The organism is Bradyrhizobium sp. YR681 (assembly GCF_000282615.1).
Lineage (GTDB): Bacteria > Pseudomonadota > Alphaproteobacteria > Rhizobiales > Xanthobacteraceae > Bradyrhizobium.
Genome location: NZ_AKIY01000177.1, coordinates 1 through 21,477, shown reverse-complemented (window position 1 = coordinate 21,477; position 21,477 = coordinate 1). Strand labels below are relative to the sequence as shown.

Here is a 21,477-nt window from a genome sequence, read left to right as displayed (position 1 = left end):
AGTGGTAATGGCCGTGACCTCTGCGGAGCGGCCGGCGTCAATCTTCGACGAGCCGCTTCAACAGCCTGACCGAAGCGGCAAGGTCCTGCTGCTCGCGCGCAGACAGCTTCGTTGCGATGGTGCGCGACAGCCAATCCTGCCGCGCGGCGCGCCCGGTGCGCAGCCGCTCGCGGCACATGTCGGTGAGGGACATGATGGTCTGCCGGCCGTCGTCGGGGTCTGGTGCGCCGCGGACGAGGCCCACAGCCTCCAGCGCCGCGACCGCCGCGCTCATCGACTGCGGACGCATCCCCTCTGATCGGGCGAGGCCCGATACGGTCGCAGGCCCGTCCTTTTCAAGACGAAGCAGAACGGCGACCTGCGAAGGGGGAAGATCCTCGCGCTGACCCTGCGCGCGCAGCCGCCGCTTCAGGGTTCCCATCAGCAGGCGAAGGTCTTCGGCAAGCGCGGATGCGCGCCCCGCCGCGGTACCGGATGAAGTGCTCATGCGGAGTGGATAGCAGATGTGAAGGTAAACTGTAAAGATCAACTTTGTAGTTTGGCTGTTGAAATCTCTGGGCCATCTTTGTCGGTGAGGTGGAAGCGGCGCAGGCGATGATTTCCGATCATGACGGACCAAGATCTTCGGGCGAGCATCTCAACTCTTGTAATGTTCTGTGCGCGTCATCCAGCAGGACCTGAACCTGATCTTGCTCGATCATCGCGTCCGCCGTGAACAGCCCATGTGTCCGCGCATTCCGGTTCCCTCTTGGCGCCCCCGATCGCCGTGCCCCACCGTGCATGCGGCAGCGGGTTTTGCCCCTCAACGCCGGCGCTCGACACGCGTCGCCATCGCGGGTTCTTGCGCCGCACCGCGGGCTCGCCGCCATCGGCGCCGTGTTGCGGGCGTGCCGGCCGCTCATAGGCCCGCCCCGTGCCTCGCGTCGCTCGGGCCCGCCTCCGCGACAAGCACGCCTGCATGCTGCGTCACATTCCCCACGATCGCCCGTCCTCCGTCCTGCACGGACAAATTCTGCACCGTGATCGCGCGCTCGTCGCTGTTGCGGTGGCGGCTCAGGGCCTCGACCTGGGCGGCGAAGGTGCGGGTGAGCCGGGTCAATGCGCGCGTGACGCCCTCCTGCTGCGGAAGGTTGTCGGTGCAGGCGAGGCGGCAGGCGCAGCGCATGGCCGCGACGTGAACGGAGGCCATCTGCGACAGCAGCATGGCCTCGATGGAATCCCTCGGCGCGATGCTCCTGATCATCGAGATCATGAAGGCGAGATTTTCTTCGTCGGGCCTCTGTCCGATCGCGCTCGCCTTGGCCAATTGTCGCAGCAAGCCGTGTAGCGCATCGCGGTCGACGGCGCCGAGCGCTTCGGCCAGCAACTGCTCGCCGGCTTGCGGGTCGGGATAGTTGATCGCAATGCGGCGCTTGTAGAGCCTGACCCGCGGGGGCGCGGCGGGAGCGCTGCGATCGTTTGTCGCAAGGTTTGATGTGACGCGGAGGCTCGGGGCTGTCGTCATGTGCTGTGTCCTTTGACTGGCGCAGGCGCGCGCGACCGTTCGCCGTTGCGCGCGGATGCGAATTTCGGAATGTCGATGAAGGGTTTACACGCAACAACGTCGGTCGGCCCCGGTCAGGACGGCGGTCACGCTTGCGATTGTTGCGATGATGCCATCATGCTCCTGTTTTGCCCGACGGGTCAAGCAGATTTCGTAAAATCCGTAAGTGCTTGATTTCGTTCCAGCGCCCTACTGTGCATGGGGTTGTTTTCGCATTTTCTTGTTGGGAAGCAGTGTTCACTTGCCGCGCGGCGGAATGCCGGGCGCAGCAAGCGCGCAAACGCGATTGCGAAATCCAGCGCGGCCGCACATCATGCGGCCCGCATGCGCCGCACCAAGAAACAGTCACAAGCGGCGCGTCGAGGTCTGGGGAGAGAACGAATGCAACGAACGGCTCGCCTGCTGGCAGTCATCGCCGGATTGTGCGCCTGCGCGCTGTCGAGGGAAGCCGCCGCGCAAAAATATCCGACGCGGCCGGTCAAGATCATGGTGGGCTTCAGCGCGGGCGGACCGGTCGATGTCGTCGCGCGCATCATCGGCGATCGCTTGAGCAACAAGCTCGGGCAGCCCTTCGTGGTCGAGAACCGCGCCGGCGCCAACGGCATGATCGCCGCCGAAGGCGTGGCGCGTGCGGACGCCGACGGCTACACGGTCCTGGCCTGCAACTCGTCCACGATCACGCTCAACAAGACCCTGTTCAAGGACATCCGCTACGACCCGCAAGCCGACTTCGCGCCGCTGACCACCGTGGTCTCCGCGCCGCTGGTGCTGGTGGTCAATCCCGAGAATCCCAAGACGGCGAACATCAACACGGTGGCCGATCTGGTGGCGGCCGCGAAAGCGAAGCCGGGCGAGCTTGCTTACGGCTCCGGCGGCAACGGCAACCTTGCCCATCTCGCCATGGAGCTGCTCAGCCAGAAGGCCGGCATCAAGCTGATCCACGTGCCCTATCGCGGCGGCGCGGCCTCCGAGGTCGGCATCCTCGCGCAGGAGGTGCTGGCGGTGTTCGATCCCTTGTCCGCGGTGCCGCTGGTGAAGGCCGGCAAGCTGCGCGCGCTCGCGGTGTCATCGGCCGAGCGGCTGCCGTCGCTGCCCGACGTGCCGACCGTCGCGGAGGCAGGTTACCCCGGCTTCGATCTTTCGTTCTGGGTCGGCTTCTTCATGCCGAAGGCAACCCCCGCGCCGATCCTGGAGACGCTGCACCGGGAGATCGTCGCGGCCGCGAAGGATCCGGCGGTCGAGGAGAAGCTCGGCTCGCAGGGCGTGGTCAGCGTGCTCGGCCCGGCCGACTACGCCGCCAAGATCGCAAAGGAGACGAAGGAGCTTGCCGAGGTCGTGGCGGCCGCGAACATCAAGGCGGAGTAGGGTGCGCTAAAGCCACAAAATCTGCTTGCGATAACCGAGGTCGTTCAGCAGCGGCGCCGCCGGGCCCTGATGGAACACGGCGCCGCGCTCCAGCGCGAAGACGCGGTCGGCCAGCGCCAGCACGAGGTCGAGATTATGTTCGACGATGACGATCGACATGTGTCGCCGGAGCTGGTCGAACACCGTGAACAGCTCCAGCGTCACGGCCGGCGCCAGCCCCTCGAAGGGTTCGTCGAGCAGCAGCAGGCGGACATTGCCCGACATGGCGCGGGCGACAGCCACCATCTGCTGCTCGCCGCCGGAGAGATAGTCGGCGGCGACGTTCATGCGCTCCTTCAGCCGCGGGAAGGTGTGCAGGATCCGCTCCTCGTCCCAGACCACGCCGTCGCTGCCGTCGGTCTTGCGGGCGAGGCGTCCGAGCGCGAGGTTCTCGCGCACGGTCATGCCGGCGAACAGGCCGCGGCCCTGCGGCACATAGCCGACGCCGCGGCGCGCGATGTCGGGCGCGGGAAGGCGCGCGATGTCGCTACCGTGATAATCGATGCGGCCCGATGCCGCCGGCACGAGGCCCGCGATGGATTTGAGCAGCGTCGACTTTCCGGCGCCATTGCGACCGAGCAGCGCGACGATCTCGCCGTCGCGGACGTCGAGCGCGGCGTCGTTGAGAATGTGGCTCTTGCCGTAGAAGGTATTGACGCCATCGAGGCGCAACACGGTCGCGCGCTCAGCGGTCTCTTCGGGAGGTCGCCGTTGCGCGACGGCGGGAATGCCCTTGCCGGTATAGATCTCCTGCACCCGCAGATCGGCCCGCACCGCTTTGGGGCAGTCGGACATCAGCACCTCGCCCTGGTTCATCACGGTGACGACTTGCGAGAATCCGAGCACGCGGTCGATGTCGTGCTCGACGATCAGCACGGGAATGTTGGCGGCGATGTTCCTGACGAGGTTGGAGACGCGCTCGCGCTCGGCCGCAGCCAGGCCCGCAAGCGGCTCGTCGAGCAGCAGCACCTGCGGCCTGGAGCCGAGCGCGATGCCGAGGTCGACCAGCCGCTGCCCGCCATAGGAGAGCTCGCCGCCCTCGATCTCCTCGATGCCCTCGAGCCCGAGGAACTTCGTCAGGGCTGCGGTCTCGGCGTGAATGTCCTTGTATGCGTCGATGTCGTTCCAGATGTTGAAGCGCATGCCGCGCCGCGCCTGCAGCGACAGGCGCAGGTTCTCGTAGATGGGGAGTCCGCGAAACAGATTGGTGATCTGGAACGAGCGCGCCAGGCCCTGGTGGCAGATCAGGCTTGCCGGCACGCCGGCGATGTCGCGGCCGTTGAGGCGGATCGTGCCCTGGTCGGGTGCATAGAGGCCGGAGACCAGGTTGAACAGCGTGGTCTTGCCGGCACCGTTCGGTCCGATCAGCGCATGGATCTGGCCGGCGGCGACCTTGATGCTCGCGTTCTCGACCGCGCGGATGCCGCCGAATTTTCGCGACACGCCGCTGACCTCCAGCACGGTGCCCTCAAGTGATTCCGGCCGCAGGAAGTCGGGCAGCGGCAGGCCGTCATAGATCTTGCGCCGGCTCATCGCGGCGGATTCTTCAGCGGGCGGACGGAGGTGCCGCATGACCAGCGCGCCGATGCCGACGAGGCCACCGGGCGAATACATCACGAAGGCCACGAAGGTAAGGCCGAACCAGCACAGCCAGTCCGACGTCCAGATCGAGAACAGCTCCCGGAACAGGATGAAGAACAGCGCACCGAGCGCGGGGCCCAAGAGGCTGCGCATGCCGCCGATCACGACCATCGCCAAGAGTTCACCGGCGAACGGCACCGAGACGGCTTCGGCCGAGACCAGATAGTTCAGGAACGCGATCAGCGCACCGGCAAGGCCCGTGACGACGGCGGAGATCACGAACACCGCCAGCTTGTAGCGCTCGACCGGATAGCCCTGAAAACTCGCGCGCAGCTGGTTCTCGCGGATCGCGACGAGCACATGCCCGAATGGCGAGCGCACCAGGCGCATCAGCACATAGAGCACGAAGAGCCCGATCGCCGCGACCACGATGTAGTAGTTGAGCGCGCCGTCGAAGCTGACGGGGCCGATGCCGCCGCGCTTCAAGCCGCCAAGCCCGTCCTCGCCGCCGGTGACGCTCGTCCAGCGAAACGCGGTGGTGTAGACCAGCGCGGCCAGCGCCAGCGTCAGCAGCGAGAAATAGACGCCGCGCCGGCGCAGGATCAGCATGCCGATCACGCTTGAGGCGATCGCGACGACGACCATCGACCCCAGCAGCGGCAGCCAGATCTCGCCGGGGAAGACGCGAAGCTGGATCAGGCCGGCGGCATAGGCGCCGATGCCGAACCAGGCGCTGTGGCCGAACGAGACGAGGCCGGTATAGCCGATGCAGAGATTCAGCCCCATCGTGGCGATGGCGAGCCCGACGATCCAGGTACCGGTGTTGAGCGACAGGCCGAATGCCCGGAGCAGGAAGGGCAGCGCGATGACCGCGAGAGCCGCGATCAGCAGCGGCTTCAGCTTGTCGATGGTCGATGCGCGCCTCATTCGAACTTCTCGATGCGCTCGCCGAGCAGGCCGCGCGGGCGCACCAGCAGCACCAGGAACATCAGGATGTAGATCGAGGCTTCGCCGGCCGCGGGCTCGAAGTGAATCGCAATGCCGCGCACCACGCCGACCAGCAGGGCGGCGATGACGACACCCCAGAAGCTCCCGAGGCCGCCTATCACGACGACGACGAAGGCGACCGTCATGATCTCGGCGCCCATCGCCGGGTGCACCGTCGTGATCGGCGCGAAGAAGGCGCCGCCAAGCGCGGCGAGGCCGACGCCGAGCATCACGATCGCAGTCATATAGGGCTGCAGGCGGATACCGAGCGCTGCGACCATGTCCGGCCGCTGGATGCCGGCGCGCACCACGCGTCCGAACGAGGTCTTTTGCAGCAGCAGCCAGATCCCGAGCAGGATCGCCGCGACCACGGCCAGGATCAGCAGGCGGTAGCGCGAGAACAGGAAATCGCCGACGATGACTGAACCGCGGAAGCTTTGCGGGATCTCGGTCGACACCGGCGCGGCGCCCCACATCATGCGGATCGCCTGCTCTGCGACCATCGCAAGGCCGAAGGTCACGAGCAGGCTGAGGATCGGGTCGGCGCTGTAGAAGCGGCGCAGGATGAAGCGCTCGAACAGGATGCCGAGCAGGGCCACCACGAACGGCGAGATCACCACGGACGGGCCGAAGCCGAGGCGCTTCGTGAGCTCGACGCAGACATAAGCTCCGAGCGCATAGAAGGCGCCATGGGCGAGATTGACGATGCCGCCGACCGAGAAGATCAGCGACAGCCCGAGCGCGATGAGCAGATAATAGCCTCCGAGCACGAGGCCATTCACCACCTGTTCCAGCAAGAACTCGAACTGCATGTTGCGTCCGCCTTGCTGCGGCGTCAGGCCTTCATCTCGCAGGGATTCTGCTCTTTGGTCGGATAGATCGTCTCGAGCGGATCGTTCGCCGCCGGGACCGCCTCGCCGAGCACCAGCATGTCCCACTGGTCCTTCATCTGGTCCTTTGGCTTCACCGTGAACGGATAGGCCTCCTGCACCAGCTGATGATCCCAGGCACGGAAATACGCCTTGCGCGCCTTGCCGATGTCGAACTGCACCTGCTTCTCGAAATAGGCGATCAGCTCGCCGCTGTCGGTCGACTTCGTGGTGTTGATCGCTTCTGCCAGCAGCTTCAGCGTGACATAGTCGATCCAGGCGTGGTTCTCCGGCGGCTTGCCGTACTTTTTGGTGAAGGCCGCGACGAAGGCCTGCGACGTCGGATTGTTCAGCGTGTGATACCAGACCGTCGGCCAGGTGCCGCTGAGATTGCCGGCGCCTGCGGCCCAGGCATCGCCGGTGTTGAGGTTGAAGCCGACCAGCGGATAGGGAAAGCCGAACTCGGCATATTGCTTGACGAGATTGGTCACCTGATTGCCGGCGAGGTTGCAGCAGACCACGTCGGGTTTTGCCTGCCGCACTTTCAGCAGATACGGGCTGAAGTCGGTGACGTCGGTGGCGATCAGCTCGTCGCCGATCAGATTCGCCTCATGCGCACCGAAGAAGGTCTTGGCTGCCTTCAGGAGGTCATGACCGAAAATGTAGTCGGCCGTGAGCGTGAAGAACTTCTTGCCCTTCACCATGCCCTTTTGGGAGAGCGCGGTGCCGACCGCGTTGACCATCACGGTGTTCGGGATGTCGCAGTGGAACGAGTACTTGTTGCAATTCTTGCCGCGCAGCGCGTCCGAGCGCGCGCCGGTGGAAAAGAACACCTTCTTGTTGCGCTCGGCCACCTGCATGATGGTGAGCGAGGAGGCCGACGAGATTTCGCCGAGCAGCACCACCGCGCCGTCCTGCTCCAGCATGCGCTGCGCCTTGGTCGCGGCGGTCGCCGGGTTGATCGAGTCCTCCGAGAGCAGGTCGATCGGCCTGCCCAGGATGCCGCCGGATGCGTTGATCTCTTCGGCGGCGAGCTTCACGCCCAATTGCGCATAGCTGCCGATCACGCCGAGAAAACCGGTCAGCGGTGTGAGATGTCCGATCCGGATCTTCTCGGCTTGCGCCCTCACGATGGCGGGAAACCCAAGTGCGGATGCGCCGACGAAGGCGGCGCCCGCCCGTAATAACGTCCGTCGCGGGTAGCGGATCATGTCTGTCTCCTCCCGGGTGCATCGCGTGCCTCCCTTCAAACCGGATATCCGGTATTGTGAGAGACGTTCTTTTAATGCTGGAGGATAATCCCGAACGCCATTGCCGGTGTCAACCGGCAAAATGGTCGCCTGCGAGCTGGTGTCAGGCTTTCTGCGTGAACGCCTTGTGCGCCCGGTCCTTGGCGCCGAATTCGACCGACAGCTGGTCGGCGGCGGCCTGCACGATTTGGGCGCCGGCGTGCAGCGCCTGGTTGGAGAGGCGCCAGATCGGCCCGGAAATGCCGAGCGCGCCGATCACCCGCCCGGTGAAATCGGTGACCGGCACGGCCACGCAGCGCACTTCCGGATTGAACTCGCCGTCGTCGAAGGCAACGCCGGTGCGCTGCACCTCCGCGATCTCGCGCATCAGCACGGCGGCATCCGTGATGGACTTTGGCGTCGATGGTTTCAGCTCGGCACGATCGAGGAAGCGCTTGAACTGCTCGGGGCGGAGCGAGGCCAGAATGATCTTGCCGAGCGCGGTGCAGTGGGCCGGGCGCACCACGCCGACGCGGTCGGTGAGCTGGAACGCGCCGGGGCCGCTGGTGCGCGCGATGACGATCACGGCATCGCCCATCCGCACGGCAAAATGGCTGCTTTCGCCCGTTTGCCGCGACAGCTCCTCCAGCACGGGCGTTGCGACATTGACCATCTCGATCTCGTCGAGCGCGCTTGCCGCGAGTGCGAACAAGGGGCGGCCGATGCGATAGCGCTTGTTGTCCTTTTCCTGGCGGAGGTAGCCGAGCGAGACCATCGTCTTTGCCAGATGAAAGGTGGTCGAGTTGTGCAAGGCCACGAGCTTGCTCAGTTCCGCAAGCCCGATTCCCTCGCGATGGCGCGCGACCTGCTCGAGGATCGAGAAGGCGCGGCCGAGCGACTGGACGCCGCCACCGCGCTGCTTGTCATCGGCCTCGTCGTCGCCATTGGCGTTGGGAGCGGGGACCAGCTTGGCGATCTCGGCCTTGCGCGGGCTTGCAGGCTTCTCGCCGGTCGTGGGCTTGGTACGCGATTTCAAGGACAAGGCCCCCTCCGGCAAATCCGTCGTGACTCGATGCATCGACAGTAGCACGCAACCCGGCGGCCGTCGGAGCTCAGCCCGCGTTTCCTCGGAAAAGCAGACTATCACAATATAAATTGACGTACAGCATTATGAGAAATAGGGTGCCGGCGGCCCAGCGACGACCGCGCCGTGTTCTCTGCATCGGTCCATAAGAAGTCGAGGGCCGGCAGGAGACGGGTTGATGTCGAAGAACATGCTCAATGGCGCCCAGGTCATTGTCGATTATCTGATCCAGGAGAAGGTGCCGCAGGTGTTCGGCCTCTGCGGACACGGCAACATCCAGTTCATCGACGCGCTGTACGAGCGCTCCTCCGAGATCAAGACCATCTCCGTGCACCACGAGAGCGTCGCCGGCTTCATGGCCGACGTCTATTACCGCGTCTCGGGCAGGCCGACCGCGACCTTCACCTCCTGCGGGCCGGGTTCGGCAAACCTGCCGATCTCGCTTGCTAATGCCTTCCTCGATTCCGTGCCGTTCATGGCGATCACCGGCAACGTGCCGACCAGCCAGTTCAACCGCGGCGCCTTCCAGGAGATGTACCGGCACTATCAGGCCGACTTCCCCTCGACCGTGCGCACCATGTGCAAGAAAGTGTTCCAGCCGACACGCGGCGAGATGGTGCCGCTCGCGGTGCGGCAGGCCTGGAAGACCATGGTCACGGGACGGCCCGGCCCCGTGGTGGTCGACGTACCCTTTGACGTCTTCATGGAGGCGGCGGCCGAAGAGGCGCCGAAGGCGGCCGACTGGAGCGCCAACATCTCCAGCCGCTGCGGTGCCGATCCTGACGGCGTCGAGAAGGCGGTCGACATGCTGCTCTCGGCGGAGCGGCCGGTCATGCTGGTCGGGCAGGGCGTGCGCTATGGCGGTGCCGCCGATGAGCTGCGCAAGCTGGCTGAGCGGCTTCAGATCCCGGTGGCGGCGTCCGCCAGCGGTCTCGGCGCGCTCGACGTCAATCATCCGCTGGCGCTCGGCCTTGTCGCACGTGCCGGCCATTATCAGGCCAATCACGCCGCACGTCAGGCTGACGTGCTGCTCGCGCTCGGCGTCCGCTTCGACGATCGCACGTCGAGCTCGTGGCTTCCCGGCTATTCCTTCACGATCCCGCCGACGCGACTGATCCACGTCGATATCGACCCTGAAGAAATCGGCCGCAATTATCCCGTCGCGCTCGGGCTGATGGCCGACGTTCGCACCTTCCTGCGGCAGGTGCATGCCGAGCTCGATCGCCGTGACAATCTCTTCAAGAAGTCCGATGCCCGCAAGAAATGGCTGGCGCAGATCGACGGCTATCGCAAGGAATGGGACAAGTTCGTCGCGCCCGGCTTTTCCGACGACACCACGCCGATCAATCCGCAGCGCGCGGCCGCCGAGATCGACAAGGCGCTGCCGGAGGACGCGATCCTCGTCTCCGACATCGGCGTGCACCACAATTGGCTGCTCGGCTTCTGCAAGCCGAAGCGGCCGGATTCGCTGATCGGCTCGATGGGCTTTGGCCCGATGGGTTTTGGCGTCGCCGGCGTGATGGGCGCAAAATTCGCCGCGCCCGATCGGCCCTGCGTGTCCGTCTGCGGCGATGGCGCCTTCTTCATGCATGCGAACGTGCTGGGGACGGCGGTCGAATACAATCTGCCCGTGGTCTGGGTGGTCTGGAACAATTACGCCTACGCTTCGATCCGCGGCCTTCAGCGCGGCTATCTCGGCGGCCGTGAGCTTGCGACCGATTTCAAGCATCCGGAGACCGGCGAGCGCTACAATCCGGATTTCGCTGCGATGGCCCGCTCCTGCGGCGTCGAGGGCGTGCGGGTTGATCGCGCCGGAGACCTCGGCGAGGCGATCCGCAAGGGCATCGCCGCCAACAGGCCCTATCTGATCGACGTCGACATCGCTGCCGACGTCAATCCGTCCGGCGCGGGCGTGTGGGAATTGCCGGGTCTTGGCCAGAGCAAGGCCGGCATCGGCACGCGCTTCCAGCCGGGGTGATCGCGGTCGGCAAATCAATCAAGAAAGTAGCGGGGAGATGGGAATGACGCTCGCAGGCAAGAAGGTCGTCGTGATCGGCGGCTCCTCAGGCATAGGGCTTGCCACGGCGGAGCTTGCCAAGGGGCAGGGCGCTGACGTCGTCATCGCCTCCCGTAGCGCCGCGAAGCTCGATCCCGTGGCCGAGCGACTGAAGGTGACGGCCATTTCCGCCGATGTCACCAGCGACCAGAGCGTTGCCGAGCTGTTCCGACGCACCGGCCCCGTCGATCACGTCGTGCTGACCGCGGCGCAGCTTCGCACCGGGCCGTTCAAGACGGTTCCGATGGAGGATGTGCGTGCCACGATGGAAGGCAAGTTCTGGGGCGCCTGGCGGGTCGCGCGCGCGGCCGAGATCAGGCCGGGCGGCTCGCTGACGCTGGTTACCGGCTTTCTCAGCGTCCGGCCACGACCGAATTCGGCGATCATCAGTGCGGCCAATGGCGCGCTGGAATCGCTCGCCCGTGCGCTCGCGCTCGAGCTTGCGCCGGTGCGTGTCAATGCGGTGTCGCCGGGCGTAATCGACACGCCGATCCGGGCCGCGATGCCGGAAGCCGCGCGCAAGGAGATGCTGGCGAAGACGGCGGCTTCGCTGCCGGTCGGCCGCGTCGGCATGGCCGACGATATCGCGCAGCAAATCGCGAGCTTCATGACCAATGGTTTTGCCACGGGATCGATCGTCTATATCGACGGCGGCGCATTGGTGAACTAGGGAGCACGGATATGGCCGAGGAAACTGGCGGCGCCTTCATCCGCAACATCGCCGAGGTGCCCTGGCGCGAATTCCCCAACCATTTTGGCGGCGCGCTGTCAAAACCGCTGGTGATGCCGGAGACAGCGGGCTCGCACCGGATCGACTATCGCATCTCGATGTACCAGCCGATGGCCTATGTCGCGCGGCATCATCACAAGGTGCAGGAGCAGGTCTATCACGTGCTCGAGGGCGAAGGGCTGATGGAGATCGCGGGCAAGAACCATGTCGTGCGCAAGCACGATGTGATCTTCCTGCCGCCCGGCGTCGAGCATGCGATCTCGAATTCGGGCCTGACCGATCTCGTGTTCCTGGTGGTGACCTCGCCGGTGACGGACGACGATAAGCCGGTGTGAGCTAGCCTGAGGAACGTTCGCGCGCGGCAAAGCGGATGGCACGCACCTTCGCGCCCTTTGCTGCACGGGCCGCGATCATGCCGCGCGCCTTGCCCTGGGCCGAGACGTTCTTGCGCAGCAAGGATACGAACCGCTTGCGGGCGCGGTTTGTCGAGAGCCGCGCCGCCAACTGCTCGGCCTTGCGGATGATGGTGGCCACTGACGGCGTCAGATTCACCGGAACCCAGGCGACGTCCCTGGTCTTGGACAGGCTGCCGATGCCTTCGCAGGGCGCTTCGCGCGGCAGGTCGATACGGATCGCGAGGGCTTCCGCGCGCTCGGTCCAGTCCTCGGCCTTGGTGCCGGTGATGATGCGGACATAGTCGCGCGTCTCGCGCGGCAGCTCGCTCTCGCGGGCGAGCCACTTCTGGATACGGCCGGGGCCAGCGTTGTAGGCGGCTGCGGCAAGGCCGAGATTGCCGAAGTCGTCGCGGAGCTTGCGCAGGAATTTTGCCGATGCGGGCAACGCCTTCATGGCATCGAAGGGATCATCGAGCCCGACCTCGGCCGCCGTCTCCGGCATGAATTGCGCGACGCCTTGCGCGCCGGCCGGGCTGACTTCGTCGGAGCGGAAGCGGCTCTCCTGCCAGAGCAGGCGGGCGAAGAACGGCACGGGAATGCCGCTGGCCTCAGCCGCCTCCCTGAGCGCATGGCAGAATTTCTCGGTCGGCGAAACCGGGACCGGCGTGGTGGTTTCGACCGCGCGCGTCGGCTCGATGGTCTCTTCATATGACGCACGCGCATTGGCAAGCTCGATGGCCTGCACGCTTGCGAGGAAGAGTTCGACGACAGGAACCAGTGAGGGCACGCGATCGGCCTTGGGCGTGGCGCGGTCGAGATGTGAGACTTGCCAGGACGGCGGCGTGCCGACGTCGCACATCAGAATCAGGAACGCAGCGCAAGCCGCGACGAGAAATCGCATCTCGGTCAAAGTCCTCGAACTGTGGGGGAACGACCAGCGTGTGCGCCGGTGACGAGGACTTCATTAACCGTAATTGCGGCGAAGCTGCGATTCCGCGGCAGGGCCGGTGTTAGTACGGTGTTCCCGCAAGCCGAAGATGCGAGTCAGCCCCGCGGCACTACGGGAACCGCTGCGAGATGGAAGGTTGGTGATGCTGCAAGCGACGACGCAGCAGGCGCGTCACGCCTTGGGAAAATCCTTGCGCATCGCGATCTCGGCGGCGTCGCCGGGCGACAGCACCGTCTGCTCGAAAGCCGGCTGCGGCTTCGTCATGATGTCGTAAAGCGAGATGCCCTTGATCGGCTTGTCCATGAGCACGCGGACGCAATCTGCGAGCGTGCCGTTGTAGACGAGATAGGGCGGGCCCCGGTGCTTCTGTCGCTCGCCCTTCAGTGACGGCCACTTCTTCAGTTCGGCCGGCGCGTCATAGGCGATCGGCGATCCCTCTTTGAACATGCGCTTGACCCCGGACGGCTTGGATTGCCGGGAATCCTAGAGCCGCCGGGTAAACACACGTTAAAGAATTAGTTAAAATCAGCCCGCAACGAAGGCGAGCAGGGTGCCGTTGGCCTTGGCCGGCGGCACGACGATCGCAGGGCCGCTGCGGACGGCGGCCGAACCCAGTGCCTTCTCGGTTGCCGCGAGATCGCCGCTGACGAGCACCAGGGCGGCGCCGCCGCGCGCGGAGAGACCCGCGAGCGGAACGCCGGGATAGCGTTTGCCGAGTTGGTCCAGCGTCAGATAGACGAAGTCGGCGCGATCGCCGCCGGAGGGCACAGCGACCGCACCGTCGGCCTCAGCCTTCGGTTCGCGGTCGATCAGGCGGCCGAGATGCGCGGCTTCCGTCGCGGGCTCCGGCGTCGCGATCAGCGTCTGCTTGATCCGCTTGGCTGCATTGGCGTGCTTCATGAGCTCGGGAATCCACACCGTCTCGCGGGTCTTGTGCTGGCAGGCGAAGATGCGCACGCCGCCGGGCGCTTCCGCGGTCGGCCACATGAAGGTGCGGAACTTCGCCGCCGAAACGGTTCCGTCTGGCAACGTCACCGGCCGTTCGAAATCGGTCGGACCGATCGGCTCCAGGCCCCGCGCGCGGATCTCCTCTGCGCCTGCGGCGCTGTCGATCGCCGTGAAGGCGATGCGCTCGATGCCCTCACCGTGCCTCTCGACGAAGGTGCGAGCCGGCGCGTTGTGCTCGGTCGCCACGAGCACGCCGAGCAGCTCCATGTAGTCGGGGTCGAACATGATGGTGTAGTTGCCGGTGCCCATATGCGCGCTATGGGTGCCGCGCGGCGAGATGGTGAAGCCGAGTTGCCGGTAGTTCTCGGCGGCCTTGTCGAGGTCCTGAACCATGACCACGGCGTGGTCGATACCGATGACGTTCTTGAGGGCCACTGTTCTTATCCCCGAATGCAAACTGGACTTGCGCTGAACCTGGACCGCACCGGCGGCCGCTCATCCTGTCTACGCCGGATGGGCGGTCAAGTCATTTTCAAATCGGGGGAGAAGCCGGAATTTCATTCCGCGAAATGCAGCATCGGCGCGCGATGGCGTCAGCGAGCCTGCTCGATATAGGCGGCGAGGACGGCGCGCTCCTCACTGGTCATCTCGGTGATGTTGCCCGGCGGCATTGCGGTGGACCAGGCGGCGACGCGGCCGATCAGGCGGATGTTGCGCTGGATGTGTTCGGGCGCATCGAGAAGAATGCCTTTCGGCGCGGTGACGATCCCGGCCCACACCGGCTCGGCCGCGTGGCACATGCTGCAGCGGGACATCACGATCTCCTCGACATTGGCGACCGTAACGGGCGCCGACAGCGCACCCGTCTTGACCTCGCGCGGTCCGGCCGCGGAGAGGAAGAGAATTGCGATCACGCCAGCTGCTGCGACGCCCCACACCCACCACGGCGATTTGCGCCCGGCATGGCCCTCGTTGAAGAAGTGGCGGATCACCGGGCCGAGCGCCAGGATGATCGCGACGATGATCCAGTTGAAGCGGGTGGCGTAGAGCAGGGGGTAGTGGTTGCTGATCATCAGCACGACCACGGGCAGCGTCAAATAGTTGTTGTGGACCGAGCGCTCCTTGCTGGTCTTGCCGAGCTTTGGGTCGGGCGCCTGTCCCGCGATCAGCGCAGCCACGATCTTCTTCTGGTTCGGGATGATCACCGCGAAGACGTTGGCGACCATGATGGTGCCGATGAGCGCGCCGATCTGGTTGAAGGCGCCGCGGCCGCTCAGCACATGGGTGAAGGCATAGGTCAGCGCGACCAGAAAGACATAGCCGCCGATGGCGAAGGGCAGCTCGCGCTGGGCAAGGCCAGTGCGGCAGGCGGCTTCATAGAGCAACCACGCCAGTGCGAGGCTAAAGAAGCTGAACAAGCCGGCCTGGAAGGGCGTGAGGTCGAGGATCGACTTGTCGACCAGGAACAGGTCGGCCTCGAGATAGTAGACCACCACCATCAGCGCGAAGCCGGACAGCCAGGTGGTGTAGGCCTCCCACTTGAACCAGGTGAGCTCGTCCGGCATCTGCGCGGGCGCGACCAGATATTTCATGATCCTGTAGAAGCCGCCGCCATGGACCTGCCAGGCCTCGCCCTGCACGCCATCAGGCAAATCACCCTTGGGCTTGAGGCTGAGGTCGAGGGCGATGAAATAGAAGGAACTGCCGATCCAGGCGATCGCCGCCACCACGTGCAGCCAGCGCAGCAGCAGGCTCGCCCATTCCGATATGATGGATCCCCACATGATCACCCCATCAATTGCGATGCCGCAGCTTTGATGACCGCAACCGGCGGCCTCGCCCTTACAATGTGTCGCATCGATTGGCGGCATTTTCCAGTATGATGGATCGCGGCTGATGCACATCGTGCGGGCATGAGCTGATGTGGGATGCGGCAGCCGCTTTGCCTGTCGCAGACCGTTTACGGCTCGATTGGCGTCGACGCGCGAAACGTGCAGGCCGGGGAGGACAACGACGTGAAAAGCCGGATATGGTCCGTGGCAATGGCTGCGGGATTGCTGGTTGCGGCCGCGACATCTGCGCAGGCCGAGCCGGTGTTGCAAGGCAGGGACGCTTACGGGGATTGGCAGGCCGACAAGCCCGGCATGGTCAGGCTGATCCGGCCGCAGGATCTGGTCAGGCCCGGCGCCACGCGGTCGGTCGCGAGCTCCTCGCGGGTGGTGCCGCGTCCGCCGGAGGCCGCGCTTCAGGTGCCCCAGGGCTTCAAGATCGAGTTGTTCGCCGAAGGGCTGCGCGCGCCGCGCATCATACGCGTGGCGCCGAACGGCGATGTCTTTGTTGCGGAGACGCGGGCCGGTATCGTCCGCGTGCTGCGTACTGGCGAGGCCGGCAAGGTCGCGACCAATGAGGTGTTTGCCAGCGGCCTGCGGCAGCCATTCGGCATCGCCTTCTTTCCGACCGGCGACAATCCGCAATGGGTCTATGTCGCCAACACCGACAGCGTGGTCCGCTTTCCCTATCAGGCGGGTGATCTCAAGGCGCGCGGCAAGGCGGAGACGATCGTGGCGAGCCTGCCGCATGACGGCGGCCATTCCACCCGCGACATCGTCGTCACGACTGACGACAAGCGCATGCTGGTCTCGGTCGGGTCGCTCAGCAATGTCGCCGAGGGCATGGGCACGCCGCCGGGTGGACTGGAGGCGTGGGCGAAAACGCAGCCGCTTGGCGCCGCGTGGGCGAGCGAGACCGAGCGCGCCGCTGTGCTGGCTTTCGGTCCCGATGGCAAGGACCGGAAGATCTACGCCACCGGCATCCGCAATTGCGTTGGCCTCGCGATCCAGCCGCAGACAGGTTTGCCCTGGTGCTCGACCAATGAGCGCGACGGTCTCGGCGACGATCTCGTGCCCGATTATGTGACCTCCGTGAAAGAGGGCGGTTTCTACGGCTGGCCGTGGTTCTACATCGGCGGCAACGAGGACCCGCGCCATGCCGGTGCGCGGCCGGATATCAAGGACAAGGTGACGGTGCCCGACGTGCTGATCCAGCCGCACTCGGCCTCGCTCGGCATGACGTTCTACCAGGGCGCGCAGTTTCCACCGGAGTATCAGGGCGATGCCTTTGCCGCCGAGCACGGCTCCTGGAACCGCTCGAAGCGCACCGGCTACAAGGTGATCCGCATCAAGATGAAGGACGGCAAGCCGACCGGAGAGTACGAGGATTTCGTCACGGGGTTCGTGGTGAACGACACGGATGTGTGGGGAAGGCCGGTGGGCGTTGCGGTCGCGATTGATGGATCGCTGCTGCTGTCGGAAGATGGCAATGGCACGATCTGGCGGGTGACCAGCGCGCCGCGGTGAAGGTGCACACTCGCCAGAGGCGAGGGTGCGGCACAACGCTCGCTTCTATCCCCGCCTCACACTGGCCCCGCCATCCACCGGCAGCGTCACGCCGGTGATGAAGTTCGCCTCGTCCGACGCCAGGAACAGCGCGGCATTCGCGACGTCCCATCCCGTTCCCATCTTCTTGCGCAGCGGCACCTTGCTGTCGCGCTCGGCTTCGACTTCGGCGCGGGTCTTGGACCATTCGCGGGCACGCGTGTCGACGGCCATCGGCGTATTCATCAGGCCCGGCAAAATCACGTTGGCGCGGATGCCGTATTGGGCATTCTGGTAGGCGAGTTGCTCGGTGAAGGCGATCATCGCCGACTTCGTCGCCTTGTAAGCAACATAAGGATAAGTCGTGATCGCGGCCATCGAGGAGATGTTGATGATGGCGCCGCTCTTCTGCGCGCGCATGATCGGGATGACTTCCTTGGCTGCCAGGATGCAGCTCTTCAGATTGATGGCGACGACGCGGTCGAACGCCTCCTCGGTGATCTCCAGCAGCTCGGCATCGCCGCCGGACAGGCTGACGCCGACATTGTTATGCAACACGTCGATCCGGCCCCAGCGCGTCTGCGCGTCCCGCACCATAGCCCTGATATCGGCAGCGTTGGTGACGTCGGCCTTGAAAGCCGCGGCGGTGCCATGTTTCGCTGCGATCAGATCGACGGTTTCCTGCGCCGATTCCAGATGATGGTCGACGCATAAGACCTTTGCTCCTTCGCGCGCAAAGGTGAGCGCGGTGGCGCGGCCATTGCCCATGCCTTCGCCGGGACTCTGGCCGGCGCCGACCACGATGGCGATCTTGTCGTTCAGTCGCATGACGTTTTCTCCCGGCTTTTTTACCAGGATAGCACGGGCGGGCGGCGACTGAAGGCCGATCATGCCGGCTTGCGGCCCGACAAAAAAGAAGAGCCGCTTGTTGTGACAAGCGGCCCAAGTCTAGGGAGGAAACGCCCGAGCAAGGCAATCCGAAACCGGATTGCTGCCAAGGAAACGCTCGCGCAAGGCGCTTGCGTAGGCTCATAAATGAAGCAACTTCCGGCGAAGTTCAATTCCGGATCAATACTGTCTCCGGCCACCACTCACGGCTGCGTGAACCACCTGTTCACTTTGGCCGGCGGCAATTGTAGGCCTTGCGGAAGCCCGCGGCCTGGGCGTCGTCCTCCGAGCAGAACCAGCGGTCCGGCTTGGTGGTCGCGGGGTAGCTCGGGCAGCCCCGCAGATGATAGATGCCGATATTGCCGGTGACGCGCGCGCGCACCGCGAGCTTGCCCTTGATGGCACAGCTCGGCGGCATGGTCAGATCCTCGGGGAACAGCACGGCGCGGATTTCCTTGTCGCGATCCGAGCGGCAGGCGGCGCCGAGCAGGGTGCCATCCTTCTTGCCGGTGCGGAATTCTTGCGGTGCAACAAAGCAGCCCTTCCAGATGCCGACCGAGGCCGTCTTGGCTTCAGCCGCCGCCGGCTTGACGTTCGCCTTGATCGGCTCGCGGGCGATGGCATAGCCGAGCTTGACCAGCTGCTCGTTCAGGCTGGCCTTGTCGCCTTCGGCCGTGCAGATCGCGCGGTGCCGCTTGCCAAAGCTCTTTTCCGGCCCGACATCGTCACAGCGCACGGAGCGTTTGTTGATCAGCTTGGCCAACTGGTCGCGGGCGTCGATGCCGCAGGTCCAGGGATCGGCGTGATCGTCGATGCAGACCTGGTCCAGCTCCGGTGCGTCGACGCCATCGAGGCGATAGGTGACGTCGCCAAGCTGGATGGAATTGGCATCCCGGACGGTCGCAGCGGCCGTCAGCGCGGTGGCCGGGCCGGAGGTCCCCAGAAAGCCGGACAGAGCGAGACACAAAACAAGCGCGAAAGCGCGGGCGGCAGCAAATGAATTCCTGAAGGACATGCGATCTCGCTATCGATGGCTCTGACGCTTCGTTCCTAGCATCCGGAGAGGACGATACCAATGGTCTGCGCCCTGCGAGGTGCGACATTCGCCCGCGAGCCTTTACTCGCCGGGCACTCTGCCCATATCGTCCGGCGCTGTAGACAAAGATTGCGTGGCCGGATCGCCCGGGAAGCGGCGAGGGCGGGAGGACGATGCTTTGAAAGACCCTGTGGACGTCCTGATCATCGGCGCCGGCGCTTCAGGCGCCGCGGTGGCGTGGTCGCTGGCCGAGACCAAGATGCACATCCTCTGCCTGGAGCAGGGCGGCTGGATGAATCCGGCGGAATATCCGAGCACAGGCCGGGACTGGGAGGCGAAGTTCTACGGCGAGTGGTCGTCGAGCCCCAACGTCCGCGGCCGCCCTGAGGACTACCCGATCAACGACGACAATTCGCCGATCAAGGTCGTCAACTACAACGCGGTCGGCGGCTCCACGGTGATGTACACCGCGCACTGGCCGCGGCTGCATCCCTCCGATTTCAAGGTGAAGACGCTCGACGGCGTCGCAGACGATTGGCCGATCGACTACGACGCGCTGACGCCGTTCTTCGAGGAGAACGACCGGATCATGGGCACGTCGGGGCTCTCGGGCGATCCGCTGTCGCCGCTGACGCATCCGCCGATGCCGCAGCAGCCGATGGGATTGTCCGGCGCCATCATCGGCAAGGCTATGAACAAGCTCGGCTGGCACTGGTGGCCATCGGACACGACGGTCGCGACCACCGACTATGAGGGCCGCGCACGTTGCATCAATCTTGGCCATTGCACGCCGGCCTGCGCGCAGGGCGCAAAATCCTCGACCGACATCACCTATTGGCCGCAGGCGGTCCGCGCCGGCGTCGAGCTGCGCACCCATTGCCGGGTGCGCGAGATCACCACCGACGAGAACGGCATGGCCTCGGGCGTGGTCTATTACGACAAGGACGGCGTCGAGCAGTTCCAGCCGGCCCATGTGGTCATCATCGCCTGCAACGGTGTGGGCACGCCGCGGCTGCTGCTCAACTCGAAATCCGAGCGCTTTCCGAACGGTCTGGCCAATTCGTCCGGCCTCGTCGGCAAGAATTTGATGTTCCATCCCTATGCGCAGATCTACGGCTATGTGAAGGAGCCGACCGACAGCAACCGTGCGCCGCCGACCTGCCTGTGGAGCAAGGAGTGGTACGACACCGATCTGTCGCGTGGCTTCGTGCGCGGCTATGGCGTGCAGTTCGTGCGCGGGGCCGGGCCGGTGTTCGAGGCCGTCGTCAGTGAGCAGAAGGGCATACTGCCCTGGGGCGAGGATCATCACCGTGTGTTCCGCAAGCTCAACGGCCACCGGCTGGGATTCTCCGCGATCTGCGAAGACCTGCCGGAGGAGCACAATCGCGTCACGCTCGATCCCGTCCTGAAGGACAGCAACGGCATTCCGGCGCCGAGGATCGATTACACGATCAGCGAGAACAGCCGGAAGATGATGGAGCACGCGCTCGCCCGTGGCCGCGAGGTTCTGGAAACGGCCGGTGCGACCGACATCTGCGTGAACTCGCCGATCCCGTGGGGTGGCTGGCATCTGCTCGGCACCGCGCGGATGGGCACCGATCCCTCGCGCTCCGTCGTCAACGAATGGGGCCGTACACACGACGTGAAAAACCTCTTCATCGTCGATGGCAGCATCTTCGTCACCTCGGGCGGCGTGAACCCGACCTCCACCATCCAGGCCCTCGCGCTGTACATCGCCGACCAGATGAAGCAGCGCCTCGCCAATTTGTTCGACTGAGGCCGCCATGTCCGCAGACAATCAATTGACACGCACGCAGCGCGACGACCTCCGCACTGTCGCCGCGATGATCGTGCCCGCCAGCGACGCGTACAAGGTGCCGGGTGCCGACGATCCTGCGATTCAGGCCGACATGCTGGCGACGCTCGGTCGCGACACCAAGTTAATGGCGGCGGCGCTCGATCATCTGGCAAAGCTGGCGGGAAAGCCGCTCGCCGAGCTCGATGCCGCCCAGCGCGATGCGGTGGCGCAGGAGTTTCGAAAGAACGGCGGCGCGGCGGGGGCGACGCTCGTTCGGGTCGTGCTGCAATGCTACTACCGCGACGACCGCGTGCTTCGCTCGCTCGGGCTCGATCTGCGTGCGCCGTTCCCCAAGGGCTATGTGCTGCCGGATGGCGACTGGTCGCTGCTCGATCCGGTCAAGGCGAGAGCCGGCACGCTACGGCGGGCGCCCTAGCCATCTGGGCAGTCAAGATCCGGCAGTCCAGCTCTGCCCTTCAGGCAGGCTACTTGCGCCGCAGGGCCCAGGCCACCATCTGTGTGAGCCTCAAGGACTCTTGCCATGCTGGATTTTACCTCAGACATCGTCGATGACGCCGCGTCATCGCGAGCGACAGCGGCTGGTCC

The 21,477-nt window shown here is 65.2% G+C and carries 20 protein-coding genes; 7 read left to right on the top strand and 13 right to left on the bottom strand.

Annotated features, from left to right (window positions below; all coding sequences use genetic code 11):
• Positions 1 to 37 precede the first annotated feature (37 nt).
• The 3 genes from PMI42_RS13280 to PMI42_RS13275 all read right to left on the bottom strand — a co-directional run bounded on the left by PMI42_RS13280 (position 38) and on the right by PMI42_RS13275 (position 1,504).
• Positions 38 to 487: a MarR family winged helix-turn-helix transcriptional regulator gene (locus tag PMI42_RS13280; protein WP_008134830.1), complete on the bottom strand. Its 450-nt coding sequence runs from the start codon at positions 485 to 487 to the stop codon at positions 38 to 40.
• Positions 488 to 605: 118 nt separating this feature from the next.
• Positions 606 to 869 (bottom strand): HGGxSTG domain-containing protein, encoded by a 264-nt coding sequence (locus PMI42_RS40650; protein WP_283805799.1) that lies wholly within the window; start codon positions 867 to 869, stop codon positions 606 to 608.
• Positions 870 to 898: 29 nt separating this feature from the next.
• Complete coding sequence (locus PMI42_RS13275; RefSeq protein ID WP_008134829.1) at positions 899 to 1,504, bottom strand: hypothetical protein; 606 nt, start codon at positions 1,502 to 1,504, stop codon at positions 899 to 901.
• A 420-nt stretch (positions 1,505 to 1,924) separates the two neighbouring features.
• Here PMI42_RS13275 and PMI42_RS13270 point away from each other — a divergent pair, with 420 nt between their 5' ends.
• Positions 1,925 to 2,908: a Bug family tripartite tricarboxylate transporter substrate binding protein gene (locus tag PMI42_RS13270; protein WP_008134827.1), complete on the top strand. Its 984-nt coding sequence runs from the start codon at positions 1,925 to 1,927 to the stop codon at positions 2,906 to 2,908.
• Positions 2,909 to 2,914: 6 nt separating this feature from the next.
• Here PMI42_RS13270 and PMI42_RS13265 read toward each other — a convergent pair whose 3' ends face one another.
• The 4 genes from PMI42_RS13265 to PMI42_RS13250 form a co-directional block, all read right to left on the bottom strand.
• Positions 2,915 to 5,455, bottom strand: coding sequence for a branched-chain amino acid ABC transporter ATP-binding protein/permease (locus PMI42_RS13265; protein ID WP_008134825.1), 2,541 nt, complete (start codon positions 5,453 to 5,455; stop codon positions 2,915 to 2,917).
• Positions 5,452 to 6,327 carry a branched-chain amino acid ABC transporter permease gene (locus PMI42_RS13260; protein ID WP_008134824.1) on the bottom strand — a complete coding sequence of 292 codons (876 nt, stop codon included), beginning with the start codon at positions 6,325 to 6,327 and terminating at the stop codon, positions 5,452 to 5,454. Before PMI42_RS13260 ends, PMI42_RS13265 begins: the two co-directional genes overlap by 4 nt.
• A 23-nt stretch (positions 6,328 to 6,350) precedes the next feature.
• On the bottom strand, positions 6,351 to 7,595 hold the full coding sequence (locus PMI42_RS13255) for an ABC transporter substrate-binding protein (protein WP_008134822.1): 1,245 nt from the start codon (positions 7,593 to 7,595) through the stop codon (positions 6,351 to 6,353).
• A gap of 142 nt (positions 7,596 to 7,737) precedes the next feature.
• Positions 7,738 to 8,655, bottom strand: a complete 918-nt coding sequence (locus PMI42_RS13250; protein ID WP_008134811.1) for an IclR family transcriptional regulator — start codon at positions 8,653 to 8,655, stop codon at positions 7,738 to 7,740.
• 220 nt (positions 8,656 to 8,875) lie between these two features.
• On the opposite strand from PMI42_RS13250, the gene PMI42_RS13245 reads away from it, so the two are divergent.
• From PMI42_RS13245 to PMI42_RS13235, 3 genes are read left to right on the top strand one after another with little or no spacing between them, the layout of a single operon-like run.
• Positions 8,876 to 10,675, top strand: a complete 1,800-nt coding sequence (locus PMI42_RS13245; RefSeq protein WP_008134810.1) for a thiamine pyrophosphate-binding protein — start codon at positions 8,876 to 8,878, stop codon at positions 10,673 to 10,675.
• A 43-nt stretch (positions 10,676 to 10,718) separates the two neighbouring features.
• A complete protein-coding gene (locus tag PMI42_RS13240; protein ID WP_008134809.1) occupies positions 10,719 to 11,423 on the top strand; it encodes an SDR family oxidoreductase in 705 nt (234 codons plus the stop codon).
• An 11-nt stretch (positions 11,424 to 11,434) separates the two neighbouring features.
• A complete protein-coding gene (locus PMI42_RS13235; RefSeq protein WP_008134808.1) occupies positions 11,435 to 11,818 on the top strand; it encodes a cupin domain-containing protein in 384 nt (127 codons plus the stop codon).
• A 1-nt stretch (position 11,819) separates the two neighbouring features.
• Here PMI42_RS13235 and PMI42_RS13230 read toward each other — a convergent pair whose 3' ends face one another.
• From PMI42_RS13230 to PMI42_RS13215, 4 genes are all read right to left on the bottom strand, one after another.
• On the bottom strand, positions 11,820 to 12,779 hold the full coding sequence (locus PMI42_RS13230) for a lytic transglycosylase domain-containing protein (RefSeq protein WP_008134807.1): 960 nt from the start codon (positions 12,777 to 12,779) through the stop codon (positions 11,820 to 11,822).
• A 219-nt stretch (positions 12,780 to 12,998) separates the two neighbouring features.
• On the bottom strand, positions 12,999 to 13,274 hold the full coding sequence (locus PMI42_RS13225) for a hypothetical protein (RefSeq protein ID WP_008134806.1): 276 nt from the start codon (positions 13,272 to 13,274) through the stop codon (positions 12,999 to 13,001).
• 78 nt (positions 13,275 to 13,352) lie between these two features.
• Complete coding sequence (locus PMI42_RS13220) at positions 13,353 to 14,210, bottom strand: VOC family protein (RefSeq protein ID WP_008134805.1); 858 nt, start codon at positions 14,208 to 14,210, stop codon at positions 13,353 to 13,355.
• Positions 14,211 to 14,368: 158 nt separating this feature from the next.
• Complete coding sequence (locus PMI42_RS13215) at positions 14,369 to 15,559, bottom strand: urate hydroxylase PuuD (RefSeq protein ID WP_008134804.1); 1,191 nt, start codon at positions 15,557 to 15,559, stop codon at positions 14,369 to 14,371.
• Between the two features lie 258 nt (positions 15,560 to 15,817).
• Here PMI42_RS13215 and PMI42_RS13210 point away from each other — a divergent pair, with 258 nt between their 5' ends.
• Complete coding sequence (locus PMI42_RS13210; protein WP_502692651.1) at positions 15,818 to 17,131, top strand: PQQ-dependent sugar dehydrogenase; 1,314 nt, start codon at positions 15,818 to 15,820, stop codon at positions 17,129 to 17,131.
• Positions 17,132 to 17,176: 45 nt separating this feature from the next.
• Here PMI42_RS13210 and PMI42_RS13205 read toward each other — a convergent pair whose 3' ends face one another.
• Together PMI42_RS13205 and PMI42_RS13200 are read right to left on the bottom strand one after the other, a co-directional pair.
• Positions 17,177 to 17,977, bottom strand: a complete 801-nt coding sequence (locus PMI42_RS13205; RefSeq protein ID WP_008134802.1) for an SDR family NAD(P)-dependent oxidoreductase — start codon at positions 17,975 to 17,977, stop codon at positions 17,177 to 17,179.
• 286 nt (positions 17,978 to 18,263) lie between these two features.
• Positions 18,264 to 19,052, bottom strand: coding sequence for a thermonuclease family protein (locus tag PMI42_RS13200; RefSeq protein ID WP_008134801.1), 789 nt, complete (start codon positions 19,050 to 19,052; stop codon positions 18,264 to 18,266).
• Between the two features lie 199 nt (positions 19,053 to 19,251).
• Between PMI42_RS13200 and PMI42_RS13195 the strand changes: the two genes are divergently transcribed.
• Positions 19,252 to 20,850, top strand: coding sequence for a GMC family oxidoreductase (locus PMI42_RS13195; RefSeq protein WP_008134800.1), 1,599 nt, complete (start codon positions 19,252 to 19,254; stop codon positions 20,848 to 20,850).
• A gap of 7 nt (positions 20,851 to 20,857) precedes the next feature.
• Positions 20,858 to 21,307, top strand: coding sequence for a gluconate 2-dehydrogenase subunit 3 family protein (locus PMI42_RS13190; protein WP_008134799.1), 450 nt, complete (start codon positions 20,858 to 20,860; stop codon positions 21,305 to 21,307).
• Positions 21,308 to 21,477 lie beyond the last annotated feature (170 nt).